This window comes from Pseudomonas sp. B26(2017) (assembly GCF_002113045.1).
Classification (GTDB): Bacteria; Pseudomonadota; Gammaproteobacteria; order Pseudomonadales; family Pseudomonadaceae; genus Aquipseudomonas.
This window is the reverse complement of the sequence record NZ_NEJJ01000009.1, coordinates 112,444-135,974: the sequence shown is the minus strand read 5'-3', so window position 1 is coordinate 135,974 and position 23,531 is coordinate 112,444. Positions and strand designations below refer to the sequence as shown.

Here is a 23,531-nt window from a genome sequence, read left to right as displayed (position 1 = left end):
ACACACATGCAATGGGAAGTCGTGATCGGGCTGGAGATTCACACCCAGCTCACCACCCGGTCGAAAATCTTTTCCGGTAGTTCCACCACTTTCGGTTCCGAGCCGAACACCCAGGCCAGCCTGATCGACCTGGGCATGCCCGGCACCCTGCCGGTACTGAATCAGGAAGCCGTGCGCATGGCGGTGATGTTCGGTCTGGCGATTGACGCCGAGATCGGCCAGCGCAACGTGTTCGCCCGTAAAAACTACTTCTACCCGGATCTGCCGAAGGGCTACCAGATCAGCCAGATGGAATTGCCGATCGTCGGCAAGGGCCACCTGGACATCGCCCTGGAAGACGGCACGGTCAAACGCGTCGGCATCACCCGCGCGCACCTGGAAGAAGACGCCGGCAAGAGCCTGCACGAAGAATTCAGCGGTGCCACCGGCATCGACCTGAACCGTGCCGGCACGCCGCTGCTGGAAATCGTGTCCGAACCTGACATGCGCAGCGCCAAGGAAGCCGTGGCCTACGTCAAGGCGATCCACGCGCTGGTGCGTTACCTGGGCATCTGCGACGGCAACATGGCCGAAGGCTCGCTGCGTTGCGACTGCAACGTGTCGGTGCGTCCCAAAGGCCAGGTTGAATTCGGCACCCGTTGCGAGATCAAGAACGTCAACTCGTTCCGCTTCATCGAGAAGGCAATCAACTCCGAAATCCAGCGTCAGATCGACCTGATCGAAGACGGCGGCAAAGTGATCCAGCAGACCCGTCTGTACGATCCGAACAAGGACGAGACCCGTCCGATGCGCAGCAAAGAGGAAGCCAACGACTACCGTTACTTCCCCGATCCGGACCTGCTGCCGGTGGTCATCGAGGACTCGTTCCTCAACGACGTGCGCGCCACCCTGCCGGAACTGCCACCGCAGAAACGCGAGCGCTTCCAGACTGCGTTCGGTCTGTCGGCCTACGACGCCAACGTGCTGGCCACCAGCCGTGAGCAGGCGGACTACTTCGAGAAGGTCGCCAGCATCGGCGGCGACGCCAAACTGGCGGCGAACTGGGTGATGGTCGAGTTGGGCAGCCTGCTCAACAAGCAGAACCTGGACATCGAGGATTCGCCGGTTTCGGCCGAGCAACTGGGCGGCATGCTGCAGCGCATCAAGGACAACACCATCTCCGGCAAGATCGCCAAGGTGGTGTTCGAAGCGATGGCCAACGGTGAAGGCAGCGCGGACGAGATCATCGAGAAGCGCGGTCTGAAGCAAGTCACCGACACCGGTGCAATCTCGGCGGTACTGGATGAAATGCTCGCGGCCAACGCCGAGCAGGTCGAGCAATACCGTGCGGCAGACGAAGCCAAGCGCGGCAAGATGTTCGGCTTCTTCGTCGGTCAGGCCATGAAAGCCTCCAAAGGCAAGGCCAACCCGCAGCAAGTGAACGAACTGCTGAAAAGCAAGCTCGAAGGCTGACCACAATGGAGCCAGATCCAAAGCCTGGCTCCATTCCCTGTGGGAGTGGCGGTTCGGCGCTCCGACTTGCCCGCGAAGGCGTCGTGACATTCAACATTGATGCTGAATGTGACGGCTTCTTCGCGAGCAAGCTCGCTCCCACATTGTTATTTGGGAGCTTTTGAATGAAACGTCTGCTCGGCGCCTGCGCCCTGCTCTCTTTGCTAGCCGGTTGCGCCAGCACCGACACCATCGACCCGCACGGTTACGACCAGACCGGCGTCGCCTCCTATTACGGTGCCAAGCACCACGGTAAACGTACCGCCAGCGGCGAAGCGTTCAACCAGAATTCCCTGACCGCTGCCCACCGCCAGTTGCCGTTTGGCACGCGAGTGAAGGTCACCAACCTGAAAAACGATGAATCCGTCGTGGTCCGCATCAACGACCGCGGCCCGCACACCCGTGGCCGCCTGATCGATGTTTCACGTGCGGCGGCCGAACAGCTCGGTATGCTGCGCAGTGGAACCGCCCGTGTTCGGGTCCAGGCTCTCGACGACTGATGGAGCGCCCACCATTTTCGGATTGACCGACTTACCCCTGATCAGCGTGATCGAATTGCTCAGCGGGCTGTTCCTGCTGATCGCCGGCGCCGAACTGATGGTGCGCGCCGCCGTGCGTCTGGCCGCGCGCCTGCATGTACGACCGCTGATCATCGGCCTGACCATCGTTGCCCTCGGCAGCAGCGCTCCACAAATGGCCGTCAGCCTGCAGGCCGTGCAGGCGCACACGCCGGACATCGCCGTCAGCAGCGTGATCGGCAGCAGTATTTTCAACATTCTTGTCACCCTCGGCCTGTCGGCGCTGATCATTCCGCTGCGGGTGTCGCGGCAACTGGTGCGCCTCGACATCCCGTTGATGATCGGCGCCAGCCTGCTGGTGTTCGTGCTGGCATGGAATGAAGAGCTCGGGCGCCTCGACGGCGTACTGCTGCTTGGCGCCCTGGGGCTTTACCTCGGGTTGTTGCTGCGCCAGTCGCGGCACTCGACCCGACCGCATTCCGATCAACCGCACGATCCGCAGGCGCCGTGGTTTACCAGCCTGCTGATGATTGTCGGCGGTCTGGGCATGCTGGTGTTCGCCGGGCACCTGCTGCTGGGTGCGGCCGTGGTCGTGGCCACCGACCTGGGATTCTCCGAACGGGTGATCGGTCTGACCGTGGTCGCGGTCGGCACCTCGCTGCCGGAGCTCGCCACCTCACTGATCGCCGCGCTGCGCGGCCAGCGGGACATTGCCGTGGGCAACGTGATCGGTGCCAACCTGTTTAATCTGCTTGGGGTGCTGGGCCTCACCGCACTGATCGCGCCGACGCCGCTGTCGGTCTCGCCGAACGCACTGGATTTCGACCTGCCGGTGATGCTCGGCGTCGCGGCGCTGTGCCTTCCGGTGTTCTATTCCGGTTATCGCGTGACTCGGGCTGAAGGCCTGTTGCTGCTTGGTTTGTATCTGGCTTACGGGCTGCACGTGGTGTCGTTCACCACCGGCATGCCACTGGCCGGCAAGCTTGAACGGTTGATGCTGTTTTATGTGCTGCCGACGCTGCTGACGTTTCTGTTTTTTACGTCCGTACGCGCCTGGCGCCGCCAACACCACAAGAGGGATGTGCCATGACCGAATCGAAGAAATCCGGGGTTGAAGTCCGCCGTCAGGTAATGGGCGACGCGTTTGTCGACCGCGCGCTGGGCAACGCCACCGAATTCACTCAACCGTTGCAGGATTTCGTCAACGAACACGCTTGGGGCGGCGTGTGGAATCGCGAAGGCCTGCCGCTGAAAACCCGCAGCCTGATCACTCTTGCCGCACTGACCGCGCTGAAGTGCCCGCAGGAGTTGAAGGGGCATGTGCGTGGTGCGCTGAACAACGGCTGCACGGTCGATGAGATCCGCGAAGCGCTGCTGCATTGCGCGGTGTACGCCGGCGTGCCGGCGGCAATCGATGCGTTCCGCGCGGCGCAGGAAGTGATCGATACCTACCAGAAACCCTGATTGACGGGCCTGTTCGCGAAGAGGCCCGAAAGATCAAGCCCGGTCTCGGGCTAGATCCACCCGCCCCACTGCAAGAAGAAGATCCCGATGTTGGTGGTGATCGCCGCCATCAACGTGGTCAGCACGATGATCGCCGCCGCCAGTTCATGGTTGCCCTGCGCGGCACGGGCCATGACGAAACTGGCCGCGGCGGTCGGGCTGCCGAAGTACAGAAACAGAATCCCCAGCTCCGCCCCGCGAAAGCCCCACAGCCATGCACCCAGCGTGGCGATCACCGGCAGGCCGATCATCTTCACCAGACTCGAACTGAGCGCCATGTTGCCGCTCTTGCGCAGCGCCGCCAGCGACAGCGTACCGCCGATGCAGATCAGGGCCAGCGGCAGCGTGGTCTGCGCCAGGTACTGACCGGAGGTTTCCAGCCAGCCCGGCAGACCGATCTTGAAATAAGCGAACGGTGCCGCTGCGATCACGCTGATGATCAGCGGATTGCTGACCACGCTTTTGCAGATGCTCCACGGATCGGACTTGATCACCGGGCTGTACACCGCCAGCACGATGGTCGACAGGGTGTTGTAGAACAGGATCACCAGCGCCGCGAGAATCGCCCCGAGGGAAATTCCGTAGTCGCCGTACATGCTCGCCGCCAGCGCCAGGCCGATCACCCCGTTGTTGCCGCGAAACGCGCCTTGGGTGTAGATGCCACGATCTTCGCGCGGACAGCGAAAAATCGCCCAGCCCCAGGCCAGGGCAAAACTGACCAGCGTGGCCAGTGCGAAATAGATCAGCAGCGCCGGTTGCAGCGCGGCGTGCAGGTCGGCATGCAGGATGCCGAGAAACAGCAGCGCCGGCATGGTGACGTTGAACACCAATGACGAAGCCGTGTGGATGAAGTTGTCGTTGATCCAGTCGATGCGCTTGAGCAGCACACCGAGAAACAGCATGGCAAACACCGGCGCGGTGATGTTCAAGGTTTCGAGGAAGATAGCCAGCATGCCGGAGGGCCTTGGAGGTGAGCGTCGTCAGGGGGCCAATGATAAGCCACTTTCACCCTGATCGTTCCCACGCTCTGCGTGGTAACGTCTCCTGTGACGCTCCGCGTCACGCTGTTGGGACGCGGAGCGTCCCGGGCTGCATTCCCACGCGGAGCGTGGGAACGATCAACACCCCTCAAGTAGATCAAGTGATCGGCGCCGGATTGAACAACGTAATGTCGTTATGCAGCTTGTGCTTCTCCGCCCACGTCTGCTGCTTGCCGCTCGCCACATCCAGGTAGTAGTGGAACAGCTCCCAGCCCAACTCTTCGATGGACGCGCGTCCGGTAGCAATCCGCCCGGCATCGATGTCGATCAGATCCGGCCAGCGCTGCGCCAGTTCGGTACGGGTCGAAACCTTCACCACCGGCGCCATGGCCAGACCATAAGGCGTACCACGTCCGGTGGTGAACACATGCAGGTTCATCCCCGCCGCCAGTTGCAACGTGCCGCAGACAAAATCACTCGCCGGCGTCGCACAGAAAATCAAACCCTTCTGCTTGAAGCGTTCCCCCGGGCCGAGCACGCCGCTGATCGCACTGCTGCCGGACTTCACGATCGAGCCCAACGACTTCTCGACAATGTTCGACAACCCGCCCTTCTTGTTGCCTGGCGTGGTGTTGGCGCTGCGATCCGCCTCGCCCTTGGCCAGGTATCGGTCGTACCAGTCCATCTCGCGCACCAGTTCCTCGGCAACGGTTTTGCTCTGCGCCCGTGAGGTCAGCAGGTAAATCGCGTCGCGCACTTCGGTGACTTCGGAAAACATCACCGTCGCCCCCGCCCGCAGCAGCAAGTCGGAGGCGTAACCCAGAGCCGGGTTGGCGGTGATCCCGGAAAACGCATCGCTGCCGCCGCATTGCATGCCGAGGATCAGCTCGGACGCCGGCACGGTTTCCCGGCGGCGCTGGTCGAGTTTCTTCAAGCGGGTTTCGGCCAGTTGCATGATCTGTTCGATCATCTCGGTGAAACCGTGACTGGAATCCTGCAAGCGATACAGCCAAGGCTCGCTCAGATCCACCGACGCATCGTCTTCGTGCATTACCTGACCGGCCTGCAGTTTCTCGCAGCCCAGGCTGATCACCAGCGCCTCGCCACCGAGGTTCGGGTTGCGCGCCAGATTGCGCACGGTACGGATCGGGATGTAGGCGTCGGTGGCCGTGATCGCCACGCCGCAACCGTAACTGTGGGTCAGCGCCACCACGTCATCGACATGTGGATACTTCGGCAACAGTTCATCCTTGATGCGTTTGACCGCGTGATCCAGTACCCCGGTGACGCATTGCACGGTGGTGGTGATCCCGAGGATGTTGCGCGTGCCGACGGTGCCGTCGGCATTGCGATACCCCTCGAATGTGAAGCCTTCCAGCGGCGCCTGGGCGGCCGGCACATCGGTGGACAGCGGAAGGCTGTCCAGCGGCGGCGCGGTCGGCATGCGCAATTGATCTTCCTTGACCCAACTGCCACGGGGAATCGGCTGCAACGCGTAGCCAATGATCTGGCCGTAACGAATCACCGTGCCACCCTCGGGGATGTCCACCAGGCTGACCTTGTGACTCTGCGGCACGAAATCCACCGTCACCAGGCCATCGGCGAAAGCGGTGCCGGCCGGAACGCCCTGGTCATTGACCACGACCACTACGTTGTCCCGCTCGTGCAGGCGGATGTAGCGCGGCGAGTCGGAATGTTCAATCAGCTGCATGACGCCGCTCCTCAGGAATGCGCTTGAGACAATTTACCGGTGATTTCGGAACCGCCACTGGTTGGCGGCTCTTTGAGTACCACACGCTTGATCGGGCCGACGATCACCAGATAGCTGAACACCGCCACCAGCGCGTTGGCGCCGACAAACACCAGCGCCCACTTGAACGAACCGGTGGAGCTGATGATGTAGCCGATGACGATCGGGGTGGTGATCGACGCGATGTTGCCAAAGGTGTTGAACAGGCCACCGCTCAGACCGGCGATCTGTTTCGGCGAGGTGTCGGACACCACCGCCCAGCCCAGCGCGCCCACGCCTTTGCCGAAGAACGCGAGGGCCATGAAGCCGACTACCATCCATTCAACGTCGACATAGTTGCAGGCCACGATGCTGCTCGACACCAGCAGACCGGCAATGATCGGCGCCTTGCGGGCGAAGGTCAGCGAGTGGCCCTTGCGCAGCAGGTAATCGGAAATCACCCCGCCGAGAACACCGCCGATAAAACCGCAGATCGCCGGCAACGAGGCAATGAAACCGGCCTTGAGGATGGTCATGCCGCGCTCTTGCACCAGGTACACCGGGAACCAGGTCAGGAAGAAATAGGTAATGCCGTTGATGCAGTACTGGCCCAGGTAAACGCCAAGCATCATGCGATTGGTCAGCAACTGGCGGATGTAATCCCATTTCGGGCCGTCAGCCTTTTTGCCTTGCTTCTGATCCATGTCGACCATGCCGCCGTTGTCGGCGATGAACTTCACTTCCGCTTCGTTGGCCATCGGGTGCTGGCGCGGGCTGTGGATAATCTTGAGCCAGACCAGCGAGAACACGATGCCGAGCAGGCCCATGACGATGAACACATGCTCCCAGCCGAAGGTGAACACGATCCATCCCATCAGCGGCGCGAACAACACCGTCGCAAAGTACTGCGCCGAGTTGAAGATTGCCGAAGCGGTGCCGCGTTCCGCGGTCGGGAACCAGGCTGCCACAATGCGTGCGTTGCCGGGGAACGAAGGCGCCTCGGCCAGCCCCACGAGGAAGCGCAACATGAACAGCGCCACAACGGCCGTGGACATGCCGAACTCACCGACGAAGCCTTGCAGCACGGTGAACAGCGACCAGGTGAAGATGCTCAGGGCATAGACTTTTTTCGAGCCGAAGCGATCGAGCAGCCAGCCGCCGGGAATTTGCCCGGCCACGTAGGCCCAACCGAATGCAGAGAAGATGTAGCCGAGGGTGACCGCGTCGATGCCGAGGTCTTTTTGCAGACTGGAGCCGGCGATCGCGATGGTGGCGCGGTCGGCGTAGTTGATCGTGGTCACCAGAAACAGCATGAGCAGGATCAAATAGCGGACGTGAGTCGGCTTGGACGATTGCATGTAGATGTACTCCCACTGATTATTTTTATGCGCGGGTGAATCTTCTTTGGTCTTGCGTTGTGGGAGCCGGGCTTGCCCGCGATGCAGGCGCCCCGGAATGTCTGTCACACCGAGGTGATGCTTTCGCTGGCAAGCCAGCTCCCACAGATAGTGCGTCTGTCAGGAACCGATGTAGCTGGTCTTCACGACCGTGTAGAACTCCTGCGCATAGCGGCCTTGCTCACGTGAGCCATAGGATGAACCCTTACGGCCACCGAACGGAACGTGGTAATCGACACCGGCGGTCGGCAGGTTGACCATCACCATCCCGGCCTGCGAATGACGCTTGAAGTGGTTGGCGTACTTCAGCGACGTGGTGGCGATACCCGCCGACAGACCGAATTCAGTGTCGTTGGCCATGGCCAGTGCCGCCTCGTAATCGGCCACGCGGACGATGTTGGCCACCGGGCCAAAGATCTCTTCGCGGCTGATGCGCATCGACGCTTCGCTGTCGGCAAACAGGGTCGGCGCGAGGAAGTAGCCCTCGGTGTCGCAAGTCACAAGACCACCGCCGCTGACCACGCGCGCACCTTCGGACTGGCCGATGTCGATGTATTTCAGGTCCTGCTCAAGCTGTGCCTGCGAGACCACCGGGCCGATGTCGGTGCCGGCCTTCAGCGCGTGACCGACCTTGATCGACTTCATGCGCTCGGCCATGGCATCTACGAACTTGTCGTGAATCCCGGCGGTGACGATCAGTCGGCTCGATGCCGTGCAACGCTGGCCGGTGGAGTAGAAAGCGCTCTGCACCGACAGCTCGACCGCTTGCTTGAGGTCGGCGTCGTCGAGAATGATCTGCGGGTTCTTGCCGCCCATCTCCAGCTGAACCTTGGCCTGGCGCGACACGCAGTTGACCGCGATCTGACGGCCCACACCGACAGAGCCGGTGAAGCTGATGCCGTCGACCTTCGGGCTGTTGACCAGCGCTTCCCCCACCACGCGACCGCTGCCCATCACCAGGTTGAACACACCGGCCGGGAAGCCTGCGCGGGAGATGATTTCGGCCAGTGCCCAGGCGCAACCCGGCACCAGATCCGCCGGTTTCAACACTACGCAGTTGCCGTAGGCCAGGGCCGGGGCGATTTTCCACGACGGGATGGCAATCGGGAAGTTCCACGGGGTGATCAGGCCGACCACGCCGAGGGCTTCGCGGGTCACTTCAACGTTGACGCCCGGACGCACCGACGGCACGTAGTCGCCGGAAAGACGCAGGCATTCACCCGCGAAGAACTTGAAGATGTTGCCGGCGCGGGTCACTTCACCGATAGCTTCCGGCAGGGTCTTGCCCTCTTCCCGGGCCAGCAGGGTGCCGAGTTCTTCCCGACGGGCGAGAATTTCGGTGCCGACTTTGTCCAGCGAGTCATGACGGGCCTGAATCCCCGAGGTCGACCACGCCGGGAACGCGGCGCGCGCGGCGTCGATGGCGGCGTTGACCTGAGCAAGGTCAGCCTTGGCGTAATCGCCGATGGTGTCGCTCAGCTCGGACGGGTTGATGTTGACCGAGTAATCGTTGCCGGCGACCCATTCACCGTTGATGTAGTTGTCATAGCGCTTGGTCACGAATCATTCTCCTGACGCAAAAGGCCGCTGATCGCTCAGCGGCCTTGTTTATAGGGTTGGGTTACTGCGCACCTTGCTTGTCGATCAGCGCGGCGAGCATTTCGTACTCTTCGCGGGTCAGGTCGGTCAGCGGCGCCCGCACCGGGCCTGCGTCATAGCCGGCGATCTTGGCGCCTGCCTTGACGATGCTCACGGCGTAGCCGGCCTTGCGGTTGCGGATGTCAAGGTATGGCAGGAAGAAGTCGTCGATGATCTTGCCGACGGTGGCGTGATCTTCGCGGGCGATGGCGTGGTAGAACTCCATCGCGGTTTTCGGAATGAAGTTGAACACCGCCGAGGAGTAAACCGGCACGCCCAGGGCCTTGTAGGCCGCAGCGTAGACTTCGGCGGTCGGCAGACCACCCAGGTAACTGAAGCGATCGCCGAGACGGCGACGGATCGACACCATCAGTTCGATATCGCCCAGACCATCCTTGTAACCGATCAGATTCGGGCAGCGTTCGGCCAGACGTTCCAGCAGCGGCGCGGTCAGGCGGCAGACGTTGCGGTTGTAAACAACCACGCCGATGTTGACCGATTTGCACACGGCTTCAACGTGGGCGGCAACGCCGTCCTGGCTGGCTTCGGTCAGGTAGTGCGGCAGCAGCAACAGACCTTTGGCGCCCAGGCGCTCGGCTTCCTGAGCGTATTCGATGGCCTGGCGGGTCGAACCGCCGACACCGGCGAGGATCGGCACGCTGCTGGCGCAGGTGTCGACGGCAGTCTTGATGATTTCCGAGTATTCGCTGGCAGCGAGGGAGAAAAATTCACCGGTGCCACCGGCGGCGAACAGGGCTGAAGCACCGTACGGGGCCAGCCATTCCAGGCGTTTGATGTAGCCAGCGCGGTTGAAATCGCCCTGAGCATTGAAATCGGTCACCGGGAACGACAGCAGGCCGGCGGAGAGGATGGACTTCAGTTCTTGTGGATTCATTATTCGAACACCCTGGTAGCAACGTTTTTTGTGAGTGGACCGTTCAGCCTTCGCCGAAGTTGTAGGTCATCGTACAACTTAAAAGATAACCGTCAACTGCATTTCATCGCTGGCAGGCATTTTTGTCGGACAGGATTTCTTTTTGACGTAGGAAATTTCTCGTCTAGAGTGGATTTGACTGTATATGCATACAGTTAAATAAAAACTCACCGATGACATATCAAGGAGAAAGAAATGTCCGGTCTACAAACAAAATGCCTGGAAAAACCCACGCCGGTCATCGCCCGGTTCGATGATCTTTTCACCTCCAACGGCATCGCTTTCAGTACCGAAAATCCGCATCTGTTGCTGCATATCGCCGACTCGCACAGCGATGTCGAACCTGTGACCGCCCTGCCCGCTCAAGCCTTGAAAGGCAAACCGCAGTTACGCTTCGAGGGCGCGGAACACAAAGCTATCGGCGATAACACACGGCTGCGTTTCGGTGAAAATGCCGAGCCGCTTCTTGCGCAAAACGTGCCCTTGCATCTGCCAAATGGATCGGCACTGACCTACGGCCAGGTACTGGCGCTGGGAGGAGATTTCTACGGTGTCGTCGACCGTCCGATCAATGGAGGCGCGACACCGGCGGATCGCTTGCAACGCTTCACGGCAGCCTTCGACACCCTCGCCGCGCTGCCGGCTTCAAAGGCCGAAGCGGTACAGATTCTCGCGATCATGCAAAAAGAGATCGACGCGGTTAAACAGGCGATCAAGGACGGCAAGCAACCCCATGAGGCCTATGACGCCTTGGGAGATACGTTGTCTGAAGAGTGGAACAAGATCACCGGCGGCGGCAGTTTTATCTCGGCCCTGTTCCCGCTCGGGCGCTATCTGAAACTGGCGGCGAACAACGCCGACCACTTCGGCGAATGGGCACGTCAGGCCTACATCGCCGGGCATACCGCCGCCCTGCAAGTCGCCGCTGCCGCCCACGCCAGTCGGGACGAACTGCAACTGGAACGGGCCTACGCGATGAACGCGTTCGCCGATCACTACCTCACCGACCTGTTCTCCTCCGGGCATCTGCGGGTGCCGCGCAAGGCCATGGCCGCAGCAGTGACGCCCAGCGACCTGGGTTCGCTCATCACTCGCTTCATGCACGATGAAGACAGCAAGTTCGGCCTCAAGGTACGCAACGGACATGGCGAACAATGGCGTGCGTTTGGTGACAAGCGCTACTTCGACGCCACTGATGCCGACAACCGAAAGCAGGTGAGTCAGGCAGTGCAGGATTCGGCGGACGAGGTGTATGCCGCGTATTCAAGCGGCAGCGTGCCGACCACCTTCAACGCGCTGCAACGGGTGCCGGATCTGACAGCCGTGCTGGATCCGGCCAACAACTTCTCGCCACTGTTCCGCCTTCAGGGCAACAAAGTCCTGCGGCGCAAGGACGTCAACAACCTCAACGACACCGCCACCGTCGACGACTGGTGGGGCTGGAGCACTTACCTGCTGCTCAAGGACTACCAACCAACCGGCAACACGAATTAAGGAGTGATTCGATGACGATCAAATTGAAAGTGGAACTGGCCTCGGGCCAATCGTTGAAAGGTGCGCCGCTGCAATTGCTGCGTGACGGCATGGCCATCGCCCGCACGTCGGTGGATGCTCAGGGCCGGGCGACGTTCGACGTCAGGCCCGGCCCGGGCAAGCTGGCGGTCAGGGTCGATCGCTCGATTCTGCCCCAGAGCTGAAATGCCCGGACAAGATTGCCCCGGCGCGCCTCACCGATTCGCCGGGTAAAGTGCGACGACTGCCGCGAAGGATCGCGGCAGATCTTTCAAGGAGAACGAAGCATGACGTTTGCCGCTGCACACCTTCCGCAATTCCCCGACCACGCCAGCGATTCGATCATCCTGCGGCTGTCGACTCTGGATGACGATTTGATCGTCCGTGTGCCCGACGGGCAGAACACACCGCCGAACTGGGATGTGTACCCGATTCTCGGCGCTGATCCTGAAGAGCCTGAATGGCTGGGCCTGTCGGAACCGACCGGCGTCTGGGATGAAGCACTCGATGACATGGTCGGCCTGACCGGGATCGAACTGAGCATCCCGAAGTTCGAGCTGGAAAAGTACCTGAACAGTACCGTTGAGCTGCGCTACAAGTTTGCTGATGAGGCCAGTCTGGAGCCGTGTTCGGAGCCGTTGAGACTATATATCGAGGCCTGATCACGCGCGGGGGATCAATTGCGACCGCTTGTCGCCACTGTTATTTCTGACAGTGGCACACCGGCACACAAAGAAGCTCAACTGGCGGGGTACAAAAAGATTGCACTCACCCCGACCCAAGGAGAGTTTCTCATGCAGACACTACAATTATCCCCATTAAATCTACTTGCCCCAGCGGAAGCACCTCAGGCGCCAAATGGAGTGCTGGACACCAAAAAACTGGATGGCGTTTTTCTACTCGATTTCTTTTATGAGGGGAAAGCAGCAAACCAACAGATCGACATAACAATTGCAGTCAAGCCCGACCGCTTTAGCCCCCCTATACCATGGGGCACTAGATTTACGACCTCGGCAGCCGGAAAGGAACAGGTCTCTCTGGATTCAAGAAGCCTTTTCAACTATCAATTCAAAAATGGGTCCGCAGAAATCAGCTACATCGCAACGATAGACGGAACCACGCAACCATCAAAGGTATTACCGCTATCTATAGTCGACACCGTATGACGTTTTCCCGCACTTCCAGAGTTCAGCCCTGCGCCTGCGCTTCTTCGTGCGCCTGACGCAGCCGTTCGCGGCTGTTGGTCAGGTGCAGGCGCATGGCCGCGCGTGCCGCATCGGAATCCTGACGGGCGATGGCGTCGTAGATTTCCTCGTGCTCGCGGCTCAGGCGATTCATGTAGTGCTGCTGATCGTCATGGGCCAGGCGCGCCGAGTTCAACCGAGTGCGCGGAATGATGCTGGTGCCCAGGTGGGTCATGATGTCGGTGAAGTAGCGATTGCCGGTGGACAGCGCGATTTGCAGGTGGAATTGAAAGTCCGAGGCCACCGCATCGCTGGCATGGGCCACGCTTTCGTTCAGCGCATCGAGGGCGGCGCGCATTGCGGCCAGTTGTTCGGCGCTGCGACGCTGCGCGGCGAGGCCGGCGGATTCGACTTCCAGGCTGATGCGCAATTCGAGAATCGCCAGCACATCACGCAGAGTGACCACGGTAGCGGGGTCGATCCGGAAACCGCTGGGGCTCGGGGTGTCGAGCACGAAAGTACCGATGCCATGACGGGTTTCCACCTGACCTGCGGCCTGTAGCCGGGAGATCGCCTCGCGCACCACAGTGCGGCTGACACCATGGGCTTCCATGATCGCCGACTCGGTGGGCAACTTGTCGCCACGCTTGAGCAGACCGTCGCGGATTTGCTCGGTCAGCACCGTCACCAGTTCTTGAGCCAGGCTGCGGCGCTTGCGAGGGAGGCGCGGGGTGTCGATCAGGTTTTCCATGGTCTGCATCTTGTCTCGAAATTTCGGCTTGTGGGCATCATAGCTCAAGCGAGTTGTACGATCACTTTCCGTTTCCACGCAAATCCTGTGGGAGCTGACAGGCCAGCTCCCACGAGAGAGGTGCGGATAAATCAGGCGGTCACGGTCTGCTCGACCAGATGCCCGCCATCGATCCGCACATGCCGTGGATGGAAGCGCTTGAGGCTGCTGCGATGGCCGACGCTGACGATGCTCAGACCCGGCAACTGATCGATCAGCGCCTGATACAACGTGGCTTCGTCCTCTTCGTCCATCGCCGACGTCGCTTCGTCCATGTACAGCCATTGCGGTGCATAGAGCAGCGCGCGGGCGAAGGCCAGACGTTGCTGTTCGCCCGGCGAGAGCATGCGCTGCCAGTGGTTGGCCTCGTCCAGTCGCGCCACCAGATGCGGCAAGCGGCAAGTCTCCAGCACTTGTGCGTAACGCTCTGGCGCGTAGGTTTCGCCCGGTTGTGGATAACTCAAGGCGTCGCGCAGGGTGCCGATCGGCAGATACGGTTTTTGCGGCAGAAACAGATGACGCGACGCCGGCAAGCGAATGCTGCCGTGCCCCGCCGGCCACAGATGCCCCATTGCCCGCAGCAGTGTCGACTTGCCGCTGCCGGAACGGCCGCTGAGCATCACGCGGTCGCCCGCTTCAACCATCATGTCAGCGCTGGTCAGCAGGTGACGACCGTCGGCCAGATCCAGGCCCAGGTTATGAACCTTCAGCTCATCGCCCTGATTCTGCACATCGATGGCCGGCGAACGCTCTTCGTTATCGGTCATTGCCTGCCGGAAACTCAACAGACGATCGGAGGTGGCTTTCCAGGCCGCCAGCGACGCATAGGCATCGATGAACCAGCTGAAGTTCTCCTGCACGTTGCCAAACGCCGAGTTGATCTGCATCAGCTCACCCAGTTCGATCTTGCCGGACAGGTAACGGGGGGCCGCAACGATGAAGGGAAAGATGATTGCGATCTGGCCATAACCCGAGGTGAAGAACGTCAGGCGCTTGGACACTCGCATGATGTCCCAGAAGTTGTGCCAGACCAGACCGAAGCGGCTGCTCAGGCGACGGTTTTCGTTGGGCTCGCCGTTGTACAGCGCGATGCTCTCGGCGTTTTCGCGCACCCGCACCATGGAGAAACGCAGGTCGGCTTCGAACCGTTGTTGCTGGTTGTTCAGGCCGATCAGACGTCGACCGATCAAGTGTGTCAGCCAGCTGCCGACCGCCGCGTACAGCAGCGCACACCAAAACATGTAGCCCGGAATTTCGATGCCGAAAACTTCGATGCTGCCGGACACGCCCCACAGAATGATCGAGAACGACACCAGGCTGACGATTGTGCGGATCAAGCCCAGGGCGAGACTCAAGGTCGTGCTGGTGAACGTGTTGAGGTCTTCGGAAATCCGTTGGTCAGGGTTATCGGTATAGCCGCCCTGCTCCAGTTGGTAGTAGTTCTTGTGCCCCAGCCAGCGCTTGAAATGGTTTTCGGTGAGCCACGCCCGCCAGCGGATGGTGAGCATTTGCGTCAGATACTGGCGGTACACCGCACCGAGAATGGCCACGGTCGCAATCCCGCAGAAGTACAGGATCAACTGCCAGAACGCCGCCTCATCCTTCTTTTGCAGGGCGTTGTAGAAATCCTTGTACCAACTGTTGAGCCACACCGAGATGCCCACGCTGAACAGCGACAGGGCGATAACGGCGATCAGCAACGTCCAGGCCTTGCCCTTCTCTTCGCTGCGCCAATAAGGCGTGGTCATGGCCCACACCTTGCGAAAAAACTGCCCGCGCACAGCATCGTTGACCGCGGAATATTCAGCGTTCTGATTCATGGAAAAGGCTCGATAAAGAAAAGAACAGACACGCACCGATCATAGATGATCGGTGCGTTTTATCGCGAGGGCTGGCGATGGTCGTTCAGCGCAGGTTCAGCGACGAACCGGGCGCTTCTGCAGTTTGCGCTGCAGGGTGCGGCGGTGCATGCCCAGGGCGCGGGCAGTGGCAGAGATGTTGCCTTCGTGCTCGGTCAGCACGCGCTGGATGTGTTCCCACTGCAGGCGATCCACCGACATCGGGTTTTCCGGCACCAGGCTGTCGAGATCGGCGTGTTCGGACAGCAGCGCTGCCAGCACGTCGTCGGCGTCGGCCGGTTTGCACAGGTAATTGCAGGCGCCGCGCTTGATCGCTTCGACGGCGGTGGCAATGCTCGAATAACCGGTGAGGATCACCACGCGCATTTCCGGGTCCAGTTCCAGCAGCTTCGGCAGCAGGACCAGACCGGAATCGCCGTCCATTTTCAGGTCCAGCGCGGCGTAGTCCGGCAGATCGGCCTGGGCGATGGTCAGGCCTTCCTCGGCGGAACCGGCGGTGCTGACGCGGAAACCACGGCGGGCCATGGCACGGGCCATCACCCGGGTGAAGGTCGCATCGTCATCGACCAGCAGCAAATGCGGCAGTTCTTCGCCTTCGACTTGGATTTCGTCACTCATGTTGCTCTCCTCGGGCGCCGTGGGGCAGGCGCAGCTCGGTGAGCGTGCCGCCTTCCTCATGACTATAGAGTTTCACTGAGCCGCCGGCGCGTGTCACGCTGGCCTTGCTCAAAAACAGGCCCAGGCCGAAACCTTTGCCCTTGGTGGTAAAAAACGGTTTGCCGATCTGCTCGGCGATGGCCAGCGGCACACCAGCGCCATGATCGCGAATGCTGATGGTCAGGTCTTCGGCGGTCCAGTCCAGGGTCACCTGAAGGTTTTCCGGGCAGGCATCGGCGGCGTTGTTCAACAGATTCAACAAGGCCTGGGTCAGATCCGGCGGCGGTGCCACACGCGGCAACGGGCCCTGGCCCAGGCGCTGGAAGCGATAACTGGCTTCCGGACGCATCAGGTGCCAGCGGTTGAGCGCCTCGTCGAGCCAATCGGTAACGTCCTGCATCTCCACCGCCATCCGGCGATTGGCTTCGGCGGCGCGCACCAGTTGTTGCAGGGTCTCCTTGCAGAGTTTCACCTGATCCTTCAGCACTTTCAGGTCTTCCTGAAGCATCGGGTCGTGATGATCCTGCTGCATTTCGTTGAGCAAGACGCTCATGGTCGCCAGCGGTGTGCCCAGTTCATGAGCGGCACCGGCAGCCTGCGTCGCAACGGCCAGCAATTGCTGATCGCGCAGGCCTTCTTCGCGACGGATCGCACGCAACTCTTCCTGCCGGCGAAGCTCTTCGGCCATGCGCGCGGCGAAGAAGGTAATGACCGCTGCCGCCAGCGCGAAGCTCAGCCACATGCCGTAGATCTGCAGGTTCTCCCGCGCCACCGGCAGGGTTTCCAGCGGATAGAAATGCGTCAGCATCAGCGTGTACAAGGCCAGCGCAATGCCCGACAGCACCACCGAATAACGCCACGGCAACGTCACCGCAGCGATGGTCAGCGGCACCAGATAGTACGAAACGAACGGGTTGGTCGAACCACCGGAGAAATACAGCAAGGCACTGTGGATAACCAGATCGCAGGCCAGTTGCAGCGCGTATTCGAGCTCGGTAACCGGCCACGAAGTGCGCAGGCGCACAGCGGTGAACACACACAGCAGAATCGAACAGCCGAGGGTCATCACCAGTTGCACCCACGGCAACGGCAACAATTCCAGCCAGTAGGCCAGGCCCACGGAACCGGCCTGCGCGGCGAGCACCAGGGTGCGAATGAAAGTCAGCCGCCAGAGGTTCTGGCGAGTGGCGGAAGTCAGTTGTACGGGGGCGAGCATGAGCTCTCCTGATGAGCGCTCCAGGCGGATCGCACGGAGTATAACCAAGGCGCGCGCTTGAGAGGCGAAAGTGCGGCAAACGACCACATGGCGCAAAGATTTTCTGCGGCTATAAGGGCCCCTTCGCGAGCAAGCTCGCTCCCACAGGGGAACGCGTCCCAAATGTGGGAGCGAGCTTGCTCGCGATTGGCTGCGCAGCGGCTGCCGGCCATCTGTATAGAAGTTGTAACTGGGCGAACCGGATCATAAAAGCTAGAGTCTGATGGTTTCACGCAGGCCCCGAACCATCACCTGCGCCCTCATCAAGGAGCTTTCATGCACACATTTCGCCGCAGCGCCGCCCTTCTCGCCCTGACCGTCGGCAGTGTCGCCAGCCTTCCGGCCCTGGCCGCCGATGAGCTGCACTACAACCAGATTTCCCTGCGTGCCGAAGTCAGCCAGGAAGTGGCCCGCGACCTGATGATCGTGACCCTCTACACCGAAGAACAGAACACCGACCCGGCCAAACTCGCCGCCGACGTCAGCACCACCATGAACAAGGCCCTGGCCCAGGCCAAGCAGGTCAAAGACATCACCCTGCGCCAGGGCAGCCGCAACAGCTACCCGATCTACGACACCAAAGGCCAGAAAATCACCGGCTGGCGCGAACGCGCCGAACTGCGCCTGGAAAGCGCCGACTTCGCCGCCCTGTCCAAACTCACCGGTGAACTGCTGACCGACCTGAAAATGGGCGGCATGGACTTCGCCATCGCCGACCCGACCCGCAAGGCCAGCGAAGACAAACTGCTGAAAGAAGCCGTCACCGCCTTCAAGGCCCGCGCCCAACTGGCCACCGACGCCCTGGGCGGCAAGGGTTACAAAATCGTCAACCTGAACCTCAACAGCAACGGCTACCCGCAACCGTACATGCGCGCCCCGATGATGATGAAAGCGGCGGGCATGGATTCTGCACCCGTGACGCCTGAGGTCGAAGCCGGCACCAGCCAGGTCAGCCTGACCGCCGATGGTTCGATTGAAGTGTTGATGCAATGATTGAGTGACGGCTGAACGAAAAACCGGCGATCAGGAATGATCGCCGGTTTTTTTATGTCCGGGATTTGGGTTGTCAGCTCCGCCGTCATCGCTGGCAAGCCAGCTCCCACCCGTTCTGTGGATTTATTGAAATCGCGCACGACCCTGTGGGAGCGGGCTTGCCCGCAATGAGCGACGACGCGGTCTCAAGCTCTCGGATCAACCCGGTCCAGCGCCCGGTTCACCGCCAACTCGGCCAGCATGATGATCTGCTGAATACCCAACGCCGTACTGCGCTGCGAACCGCTGAGTTCATTGGCAAAATTGCTCGCGATCGTACTGGCCGACGCCAGGGATTCGCAGGCATTGACCAACAGGCTTTCGGTGTCGACGTTGGGCGTGACCATATACATCGTGCTCGGGCGCGGTTTAAAAGGGTTGGGGCACAGGTAATAGTCGAGGGCGCGTTTGATGGCTTCGCGGTTGCGGGCGAGGTCTTCGGCGCGCATGGCTTCTTCGAGGGGGGTGGGTGTTTCGAAGGGTGGATCGGGGACAACCTTGTTCATTGATTAACTCCTTGCTGACTTGAAGCCACCAAATGCCGTTCTCACGCGGCGAAGAGGTGGCAGCTATGTGCGGGGTGAGAAACCGGGCAAGGAGATTCCGGCCAGACCGAAGTCTGCCCGCACACAGCCGCCATAAATCAATTACAGGCAGCAGGAATGCTGGCGGCAATTATGGTCGGACTGACGTTTGAATAACACTCGCTTGCCTGGGTTCTCACACCCAATCACAGAGTTTTCTGCGACAACCGAAGACTAGAGAGCGTGCTTCCGACGGACAACCTGAAAACATTGTGGGAAGGTTCGGTGAATCCCACACATCTTTAAACATTCGAAAATGGAACGCGGAGCGTCCCGGGCTGCATTCCCACGCGGAGCGTGGGAACGATCAAAAGCTGCCCTCACCCTAGCCCTCTCCCGGAGGGAGAGGGGACTGACCGCGTCGTTTAAATGAAATACGCCGACGTGAGATATCGAAGGTGAATTCAAAATCCGAAAAGCACACAAACCGCTCTAGCTGTTGCCCCACCACCACTCAACAGGATGAGCGTTAGCTCGGCTGCAGCTTTTGATCTTGATCTACGGGCGACGTCGGAAGGCTGAGTGGAGGGATTTATCCGGGGGTGGGAGCGCAGCGACCGTTTGGCGAAGCCGCATGCATCGAGAGGAGGTGCAGCGAAGCAAACCGTAGGCGATGCCCCCGGATTAATCCCGGAGCGAAGGAACCCCGAGCCTTAGCGAGGGGCCGAACGCAGGAGCAAGCGTTTTTGGTTACTTTTTAGGCGTTTGTAAAAAGTGACCCGCCGTAAGGGCGGAACCCTAAGAAGCCGTTACCGCAGCAACGGATATGTACACAAGCCCAGATATACCGAGATAGACGCATCCCCTCAAAAAACGATATTTCCGATCCCCCTCAAATCCCCGCTAACCTCAAGGAACAACCACCTCCAGACCCACGGGCCAGACATGCAAAGAACCACCCTAAAACCACTCCTGATCACCCTGGCCCTGACCGCCATAACCCCCATCGCCAACGCAGCAACAACCCTCGTCTACTGTTCCGAAGCCAGCCCCGCAGGCTTCGACCCCAGCCAATACACCAGCGGCACCGACTTCGACGCCTCCGCCGAAACCGTCTTCAACCGCCTCACCCAATTCAAACGCGGCAGCACCGACATCGAACCGGGCCTGGCCACAAGCTGGGACGTAAGCCCGGACGGCCTCCAATACACCTTCCACCTGCGCCAAAACGTAAAATTCCACACCACCGACTACTTCACCCCGACCCGCACCTTCAACGCCGATGACGTGCTGTTCACCTTCCAGCGCCTGCTCGACCCGGAAAACGCCTTCCGCAAGGCCTACCCTGCCGAATCCCCGTATTTCACCGACATGGGCCTGAACAGCACAATCAAATCCGTGGAAAAGCTCGACGAAAACACCGTGCGCTTCAACCTGAACAACGTCGACGCCGCGTTCGTGCAAAACCTCGCCATGAGCTTTGCCTCGGTGCAATCGGCCGAATACGCCGCGCAGCTGCTGAAGGAAGGCCACGCCGCCGACCTCAACCAGAAACCGGTCGGCACCGGCCCGTTCGTGTTCAAGCGTTACCAGAAGGACGCGCAGATCCGCTACGCGGCGAACAAGGACTACTGGAAACCCGAGGACGTGAAGCTCGATAACCTGGTGTTCTCGATCACCCCGGACGCCGCCGTACGCCTGCAAAAGCTCAAGACCGGCGAATGCCAGGTCAGCGGCTACCCGCGCCCGGCCGACATTGAAGTGATGGAAAAAGACCCGAACTTGCGCGTATTGAAGCAGGCCGGATTCAACCTCGGCTTTCTCGCCTACAACACCACTCATCCACCGCTGGATCAGCTCAAAGTGCGCCAGGCGCTGGACATGGCCATCGACAAACCGGCGATCATCAAAGCGGTTTATCAGAGTGCCGGGCAGCTCGCGCAAAACGCCTTGCCGCCAGCGCAATGGTCGTTCGATCCGAACATAAAAGACACGCCGCACGACCCGGTAAAAGCCAGGGCGCTACTCAAGGAAGCCGGGGTTGCACCGGGTACAACCATCAACCTCTGGGCCATGACCGTGCAGCGCGCCTCCAATCCGAATGCGCGGATGTCGGCGCAGATGATCCAGCAGGACTGGGAGAAGATCGGGATCAAGGCCAACATCGTCAGCTATGAATGGGGCGAGTACATCAAGCGCGCCAAGAATGGCGAACACGACGCGATGATCTACGGCTGGACCGGTGACAACGGCGACCCGGACAACTGGCTGGGCGTGCTTTACAGCTGCGCCGCGGTAAAAGGCAGCAACTACGCCAAGTGGTGCGATCCGGCCTACGACAAGCTGGTGCAGCAGGCCAAGGTGTCCACCGATAAATCGCAACGGGTAAAACTGTATCAACAGGCGCAACTGATCCTCAAACAGCAGGTGCCGATCACGCCGATCGCCAATTCCACGGTGTTCCAGCCACTGCGCAAGGAAGTCACCGACTTCAAGATCAGCCCGTTCGGTCTAACCCCCTTTTACGGGGTGGGTATAAATAAGTAACACCCGGCCCCAATCCGGCGCGCACAACGTGACCGGCGCACCGTTTTGGGGCTTCGTTTGCACCGTAAAAACCGGCCGCAAACGGTCAAATGCGTCAGAAGTTATACGGATGCGACATTAAGGTACGTTCGTGCCACGCTTTGACGCCGCCGAGCGCTCTGGATCTTGCATTGGGTATGGGCCCTGCATAAGTATCCGCAGGCACGACTCACGAGGTCGTACCTCACTACTAAAAAATGACAACAAATCATGAGGCCAACATGCTTAAACACGCGGTCATTCCGTTTTTAGTCGGCGCAGGCTTGTTAGCCTCCGCACCTTTCGCTTCCGCTGCGACTAACCTGGTGTTCTGCTCCGAAGGCAGCCCGGCCGGTTTCGACCCAGGCCAATACACCACCGGAACCGACTTCGACGCCTCAGCCGAAACCATGTTCAACCGTCTGACCCAGTTCGAGCGCGGCGGCACCGCCGTTGTTCCTGGTCTGGCGACCAAGTGGGACATTTCTGATGACGGCCTGACTTACACCTTCCACCTGCGTGAAGGCGTCAAGTTCCACACCACCCCGTATTTCAAGCCGACTCGTGACTTCAACGCCGACGACGTGCTGTTCACCTTCAATCGCATGATTAACAAGGATGACCCGTTCCGTAAGGCGTACCCGACCGAATTCCCGTACTTCACCGACATGGGGATGGACACCAACATCACCAAGATCGATAAAGTCGACGACCACACCGTCAAGTTCACCCTGAAAGAAGTCGACGCCGCGTTCATCCAGAACATGGCCATGAGCTTCGCGTCTGTTCAGTCCGCCGAGTACGCAGCCCAGCTGCTGAAGGAAGGCAAGGCTGCCGACATCAACCAGAAGCCGATCGGCACTGGTCCGTTCGTGTTCAAGAGCTACCAGAAAGACTCCAACATCCGTTACACCGGCAACAAGGACTACTGGAAGCCTGAAGACGTGAAGATCGACAACCTGATCTTCGCCATCACCACCGACCCGTCGGTACGTATCCAGAAGCTGAAAAAGAACGAGTGCCAGGTCACCCTGTTCCCGCGTCCGGCCGACCTCGCCGCACTGAAAGCCGACCCTGCGCTGAAAATGCCGGACCAGGCCGGTTTCAACCTGGGCTACATCGCCTACAACGTGATGGACAAGGTCAAGGGCAGCAACGAGCCTAACCCGCTGGCCGACCTGCGCGTTCGCCAGGCACTGGACATGTCGGTCAACAAGCCTCAGATCATCGACTCGGTTTACCAGGGCGCCGGCCAACTGGCCGTCAACGCCATGCCGCCGACCCAGTGGTCCTACGACACCACCATCAAGGACGCCAAGTACGACCCCGAGAAAGCCAAGCAGCTGCTCAAGGAAGCCGGCGTCAAGGAAGGTACCGAGATCGTCCTGTGGGCGATGCCGGTGCAGCGTCCGTACAACCCGAACGCCAAGCTGATGGCTGAAATGCTGCAGTCCGACTGGTCCAAGATCGGCCTGAAAGTGAAGATCCAGAGCTACGAATGGGGCGAGTACATCAAGCGCTCCAAGGGTGGCGAGAACCAGGCGATGATCATTGGCTGGAGCGGTGACAATGGTGATCCGGACAACTGGCTCAACGTGCTGTTTGGTTGCGACTCCCTGAGCGGCAACAACTTCTCCAAATGGTGCGACAAGAAATTCGACGGCCTCGTGAAAGAAGCCAAGCGCACCACTGACCAGGCCAAGCGCACCGAACTCTACAAAGAGGCGCAGCACGTCCTCAAAGATGCAGTCCCTATGACACCTATCGCTCACTCGACGGTGTATCAACCCATGCGCGCCAACGTGCAGGACTTCAAGATCAGCCCATTCGGCTTGAACTCCTTCTACGGCGTCAGCGTCAGCAAATAAAAGAAGCAGCGGCGACGTTTTCAGCGTCGCCGCTGTTTTTTTTGCCGAGAAGTTAGGAATCTGCCTACAAACTTTTCCAACCGGTCTTACCGGGT

21 protein-coding genes are annotated in these 23,531 nt (G+C 60.3%); 11 read left to right on the top strand and 10 right to left on the bottom strand.

Annotation, left to right across the window (positions count from 1 at the left end):
• The first annotated feature begins 6 nt into the window (after positions 1–6).
• From gatB to CAF79_RS15180, 4 genes are all read left to right on the top strand, one after another.
• Positions 7–1,452, top strand: a complete 1,446-nt coding sequence (gatB, locus tag CAF79_RS15195; RefSeq protein WP_085698444.1) for an Asp-tRNA(Asn)/Glu-tRNA(Gln) amidotransferase subunit GatB — start codon at positions 7–9, stop codon at positions 1,450–1,452.
• A 164-nt stretch (positions 1,453–1,616) separates the two neighbouring features.
• Positions 1,617–1,991, top strand: a complete 375-nt coding sequence (locus CAF79_RS15190) for a septal ring lytic transglycosylase RlpA family protein (RefSeq protein ID WP_039769262.1) — start codon at positions 1,617–1,619, stop codon at positions 1,989–1,991.
• A gap of 46 nt (positions 1,992–2,037) precedes the next feature.
• On the top strand, positions 2,038–3,099 hold the full coding sequence (locus CAF79_RS15185) for a calcium/sodium antiporter (protein ID WP_085698566.1): 1,062 nt from the start codon (positions 2,038–2,040) through the stop codon (positions 3,097–3,099).
• Entirely contained in the window at positions 3,096–3,473 is a 378-nt protein-coding gene (locus CAF79_RS15180) for a carboxymuconolactone decarboxylase family protein (RefSeq protein WP_085698443.1), read from the top strand. The genes CAF79_RS15185 and CAF79_RS15180 overlap by 4 nt, the downstream gene beginning before the upstream one ends.
• Before the next feature lie 50 nt (positions 3,474–3,523).
• On the opposite strand, the gene CAF79_RS15175 is transcribed toward CAF79_RS15180, so the two are convergent.
• From CAF79_RS15175 to kdgD, 5 genes are all read right to left on the bottom strand, one after another.
• Positions 3,524–4,465, bottom strand: a complete 942-nt coding sequence (locus CAF79_RS15175; RefSeq protein ID WP_085698442.1) for an AEC family transporter — start codon at positions 4,463–4,465, stop codon at positions 3,524–3,526.
• A gap of 184 nt (positions 4,466–4,649) precedes the next feature.
• A complete protein-coding gene (gene garD / locus CAF79_RS15170) occupies positions 4,650–6,203 on the bottom strand; it encodes a galactarate dehydratase (protein WP_085698441.1) in 1,554 nt (517 codons plus the stop codon).
• Between the two features lie 11 nt (positions 6,204–6,214).
• Complete coding sequence (locus CAF79_RS15165; protein ID WP_085698440.1) at positions 6,215–7,579, bottom strand: MFS transporter; 1,365 nt, start codon at positions 7,577–7,579, stop codon at positions 6,215–6,217.
• Positions 7,580–7,738: 159 nt separating this feature from the next.
• Positions 7,739–9,178 (bottom strand): aldehyde dehydrogenase family protein, encoded by a 1,440-nt coding sequence (locus tag CAF79_RS15160; RefSeq protein ID WP_085698439.1) that lies wholly within the window; start codon positions 9,176–9,178, stop codon positions 7,739–7,741.
• A 61-nt stretch (positions 9,179–9,239) separates the two neighbouring features.
• Complete coding sequence (gene kdgD, locus CAF79_RS15155; RefSeq protein ID WP_085698438.1) at positions 9,240–10,151, bottom strand: 5-dehydro-4-deoxyglucarate dehydratase; 912 nt, start codon at positions 10,149–10,151, stop codon at positions 9,240–9,242.
• A 234-nt stretch (positions 10,152–10,385) separates the two neighbouring features.
• Here kdgD and CAF79_RS15150 point away from each other — a divergent pair, with 234 nt between their 5' ends.
• From CAF79_RS15150 to CAF79_RS15135, 4 genes are all read left to right on the top strand, one after another.
• A complete protein-coding gene (locus tag CAF79_RS15150) occupies positions 10,386–11,684 on the top strand; it encodes a phospholipase (protein WP_085698437.1) in 1,299 nt (432 codons plus the stop codon).
• Between the two features lie 11 nt (positions 11,685–11,695).
• Positions 11,696–11,887 carry a hypothetical protein gene (locus tag CAF79_RS15145; protein WP_085698436.1) on the top strand — a complete coding sequence of 64 codons (192 nt, stop codon included), beginning with the start codon at positions 11,696–11,698 and terminating at the stop codon, positions 11,885–11,887.
• Positions 11,888–11,989: 102 nt separating this feature from the next.
• Positions 11,990–12,364 carry a hypothetical protein gene (locus CAF79_RS15140; RefSeq protein ID WP_085698435.1) on the top strand — a complete coding sequence of 125 codons (375 nt, stop codon included), beginning with the start codon at positions 11,990–11,992 and terminating at the stop codon, positions 12,362–12,364.
• A gap of 132 nt (positions 12,365–12,496) precedes the next feature.
• Complete coding sequence (locus CAF79_RS15135) at positions 12,497–12,868, top strand: hypothetical protein (RefSeq protein ID WP_085698434.1); 372 nt, start codon at positions 12,497–12,499, stop codon at positions 12,866–12,868.
• 22 nt (positions 12,869–12,890) lie between these two features.
• On the opposite strand, the gene CAF79_RS15130 is transcribed toward CAF79_RS15135, so the two are convergent.
• From CAF79_RS15130 to CAF79_RS15115, 4 genes are all read right to left on the bottom strand, one after another.
• Positions 12,891–13,637 (bottom strand): FadR/GntR family transcriptional regulator, encoded by a 747-nt coding sequence (locus CAF79_RS15130; protein WP_178076455.1) that lies wholly within the window; start codon positions 13,635–13,637, stop codon positions 12,891–12,893.
• Positions 13,638–13,768: 131 nt separating this feature from the next.
• Positions 13,769–15,496, bottom strand: a complete 1,728-nt coding sequence (locus CAF79_RS15125) for an ABC transporter ATP-binding protein/permease (protein WP_085698433.1) — start codon at positions 15,494–15,496, stop codon at positions 13,769–13,771.
• 96 nt (positions 15,497–15,592) lie between these two features.
• Positions 15,593–16,153, bottom strand: coding sequence for a response regulator transcription factor (locus CAF79_RS15120; RefSeq protein ID WP_003221630.1), 561 nt, complete (start codon positions 16,151–16,153; stop codon positions 15,593–15,595).
• Positions 16,146–17,408 (bottom strand): ATP-binding protein, encoded by a 1,263-nt coding sequence (locus CAF79_RS15115; RefSeq protein WP_085698432.1) that lies wholly within the window; start codon positions 17,406–17,408, stop codon positions 16,146–16,148. Before CAF79_RS15115 ends, CAF79_RS15120 begins: the two co-directional genes overlap by 8 nt.
• 315 nt (positions 17,409–17,723) lie before the next feature.
• Between CAF79_RS15115 and CAF79_RS15110 the strand changes: the two genes are divergently transcribed.
• Positions 17,724–18,440 (top strand): SIMPL domain-containing protein, encoded by a 717-nt coding sequence (locus CAF79_RS15110; protein ID WP_085698431.1) that lies wholly within the window; start codon positions 17,724–17,726, stop codon positions 18,438–18,440.
• Positions 18,441–18,625: 185 nt separating this feature from the next.
• On the opposite strand, the gene CAF79_RS15105 is transcribed toward CAF79_RS15110, so the two are convergent.
• A complete protein-coding gene (locus CAF79_RS15105; protein WP_085698430.1) occupies positions 18,626–18,985 on the bottom strand; it encodes a DUF6124 family protein in 360 nt (119 codons plus the stop codon).
• A 963-nt stretch (positions 18,986–19,948) separates the two neighbouring features.
• Between CAF79_RS15105 and CAF79_RS15100 the strand changes: the two genes are divergently transcribed.
• Positions 19,949–21,550 (top strand): ABC transporter substrate-binding protein, encoded by a 1,602-nt coding sequence (locus tag CAF79_RS15100; RefSeq protein ID WP_085698429.1) that lies wholly within the window; start codon positions 19,949–19,951, stop codon positions 21,548–21,550.
• 260 nt (positions 21,551–21,810) lie between these two features.
• The gene (locus CAF79_RS15095; protein ID WP_085698428.1) at positions 21,811–23,436 is read left to right on the top strand and encodes an ABC transporter substrate-binding protein; all 1,626 of its coding nucleotides are present in this window, start codon (positions 21,811–21,813) and stop codon (positions 23,434–23,436) included.
• Positions 23,437–23,531: the final 95 nt, after the last annotated feature.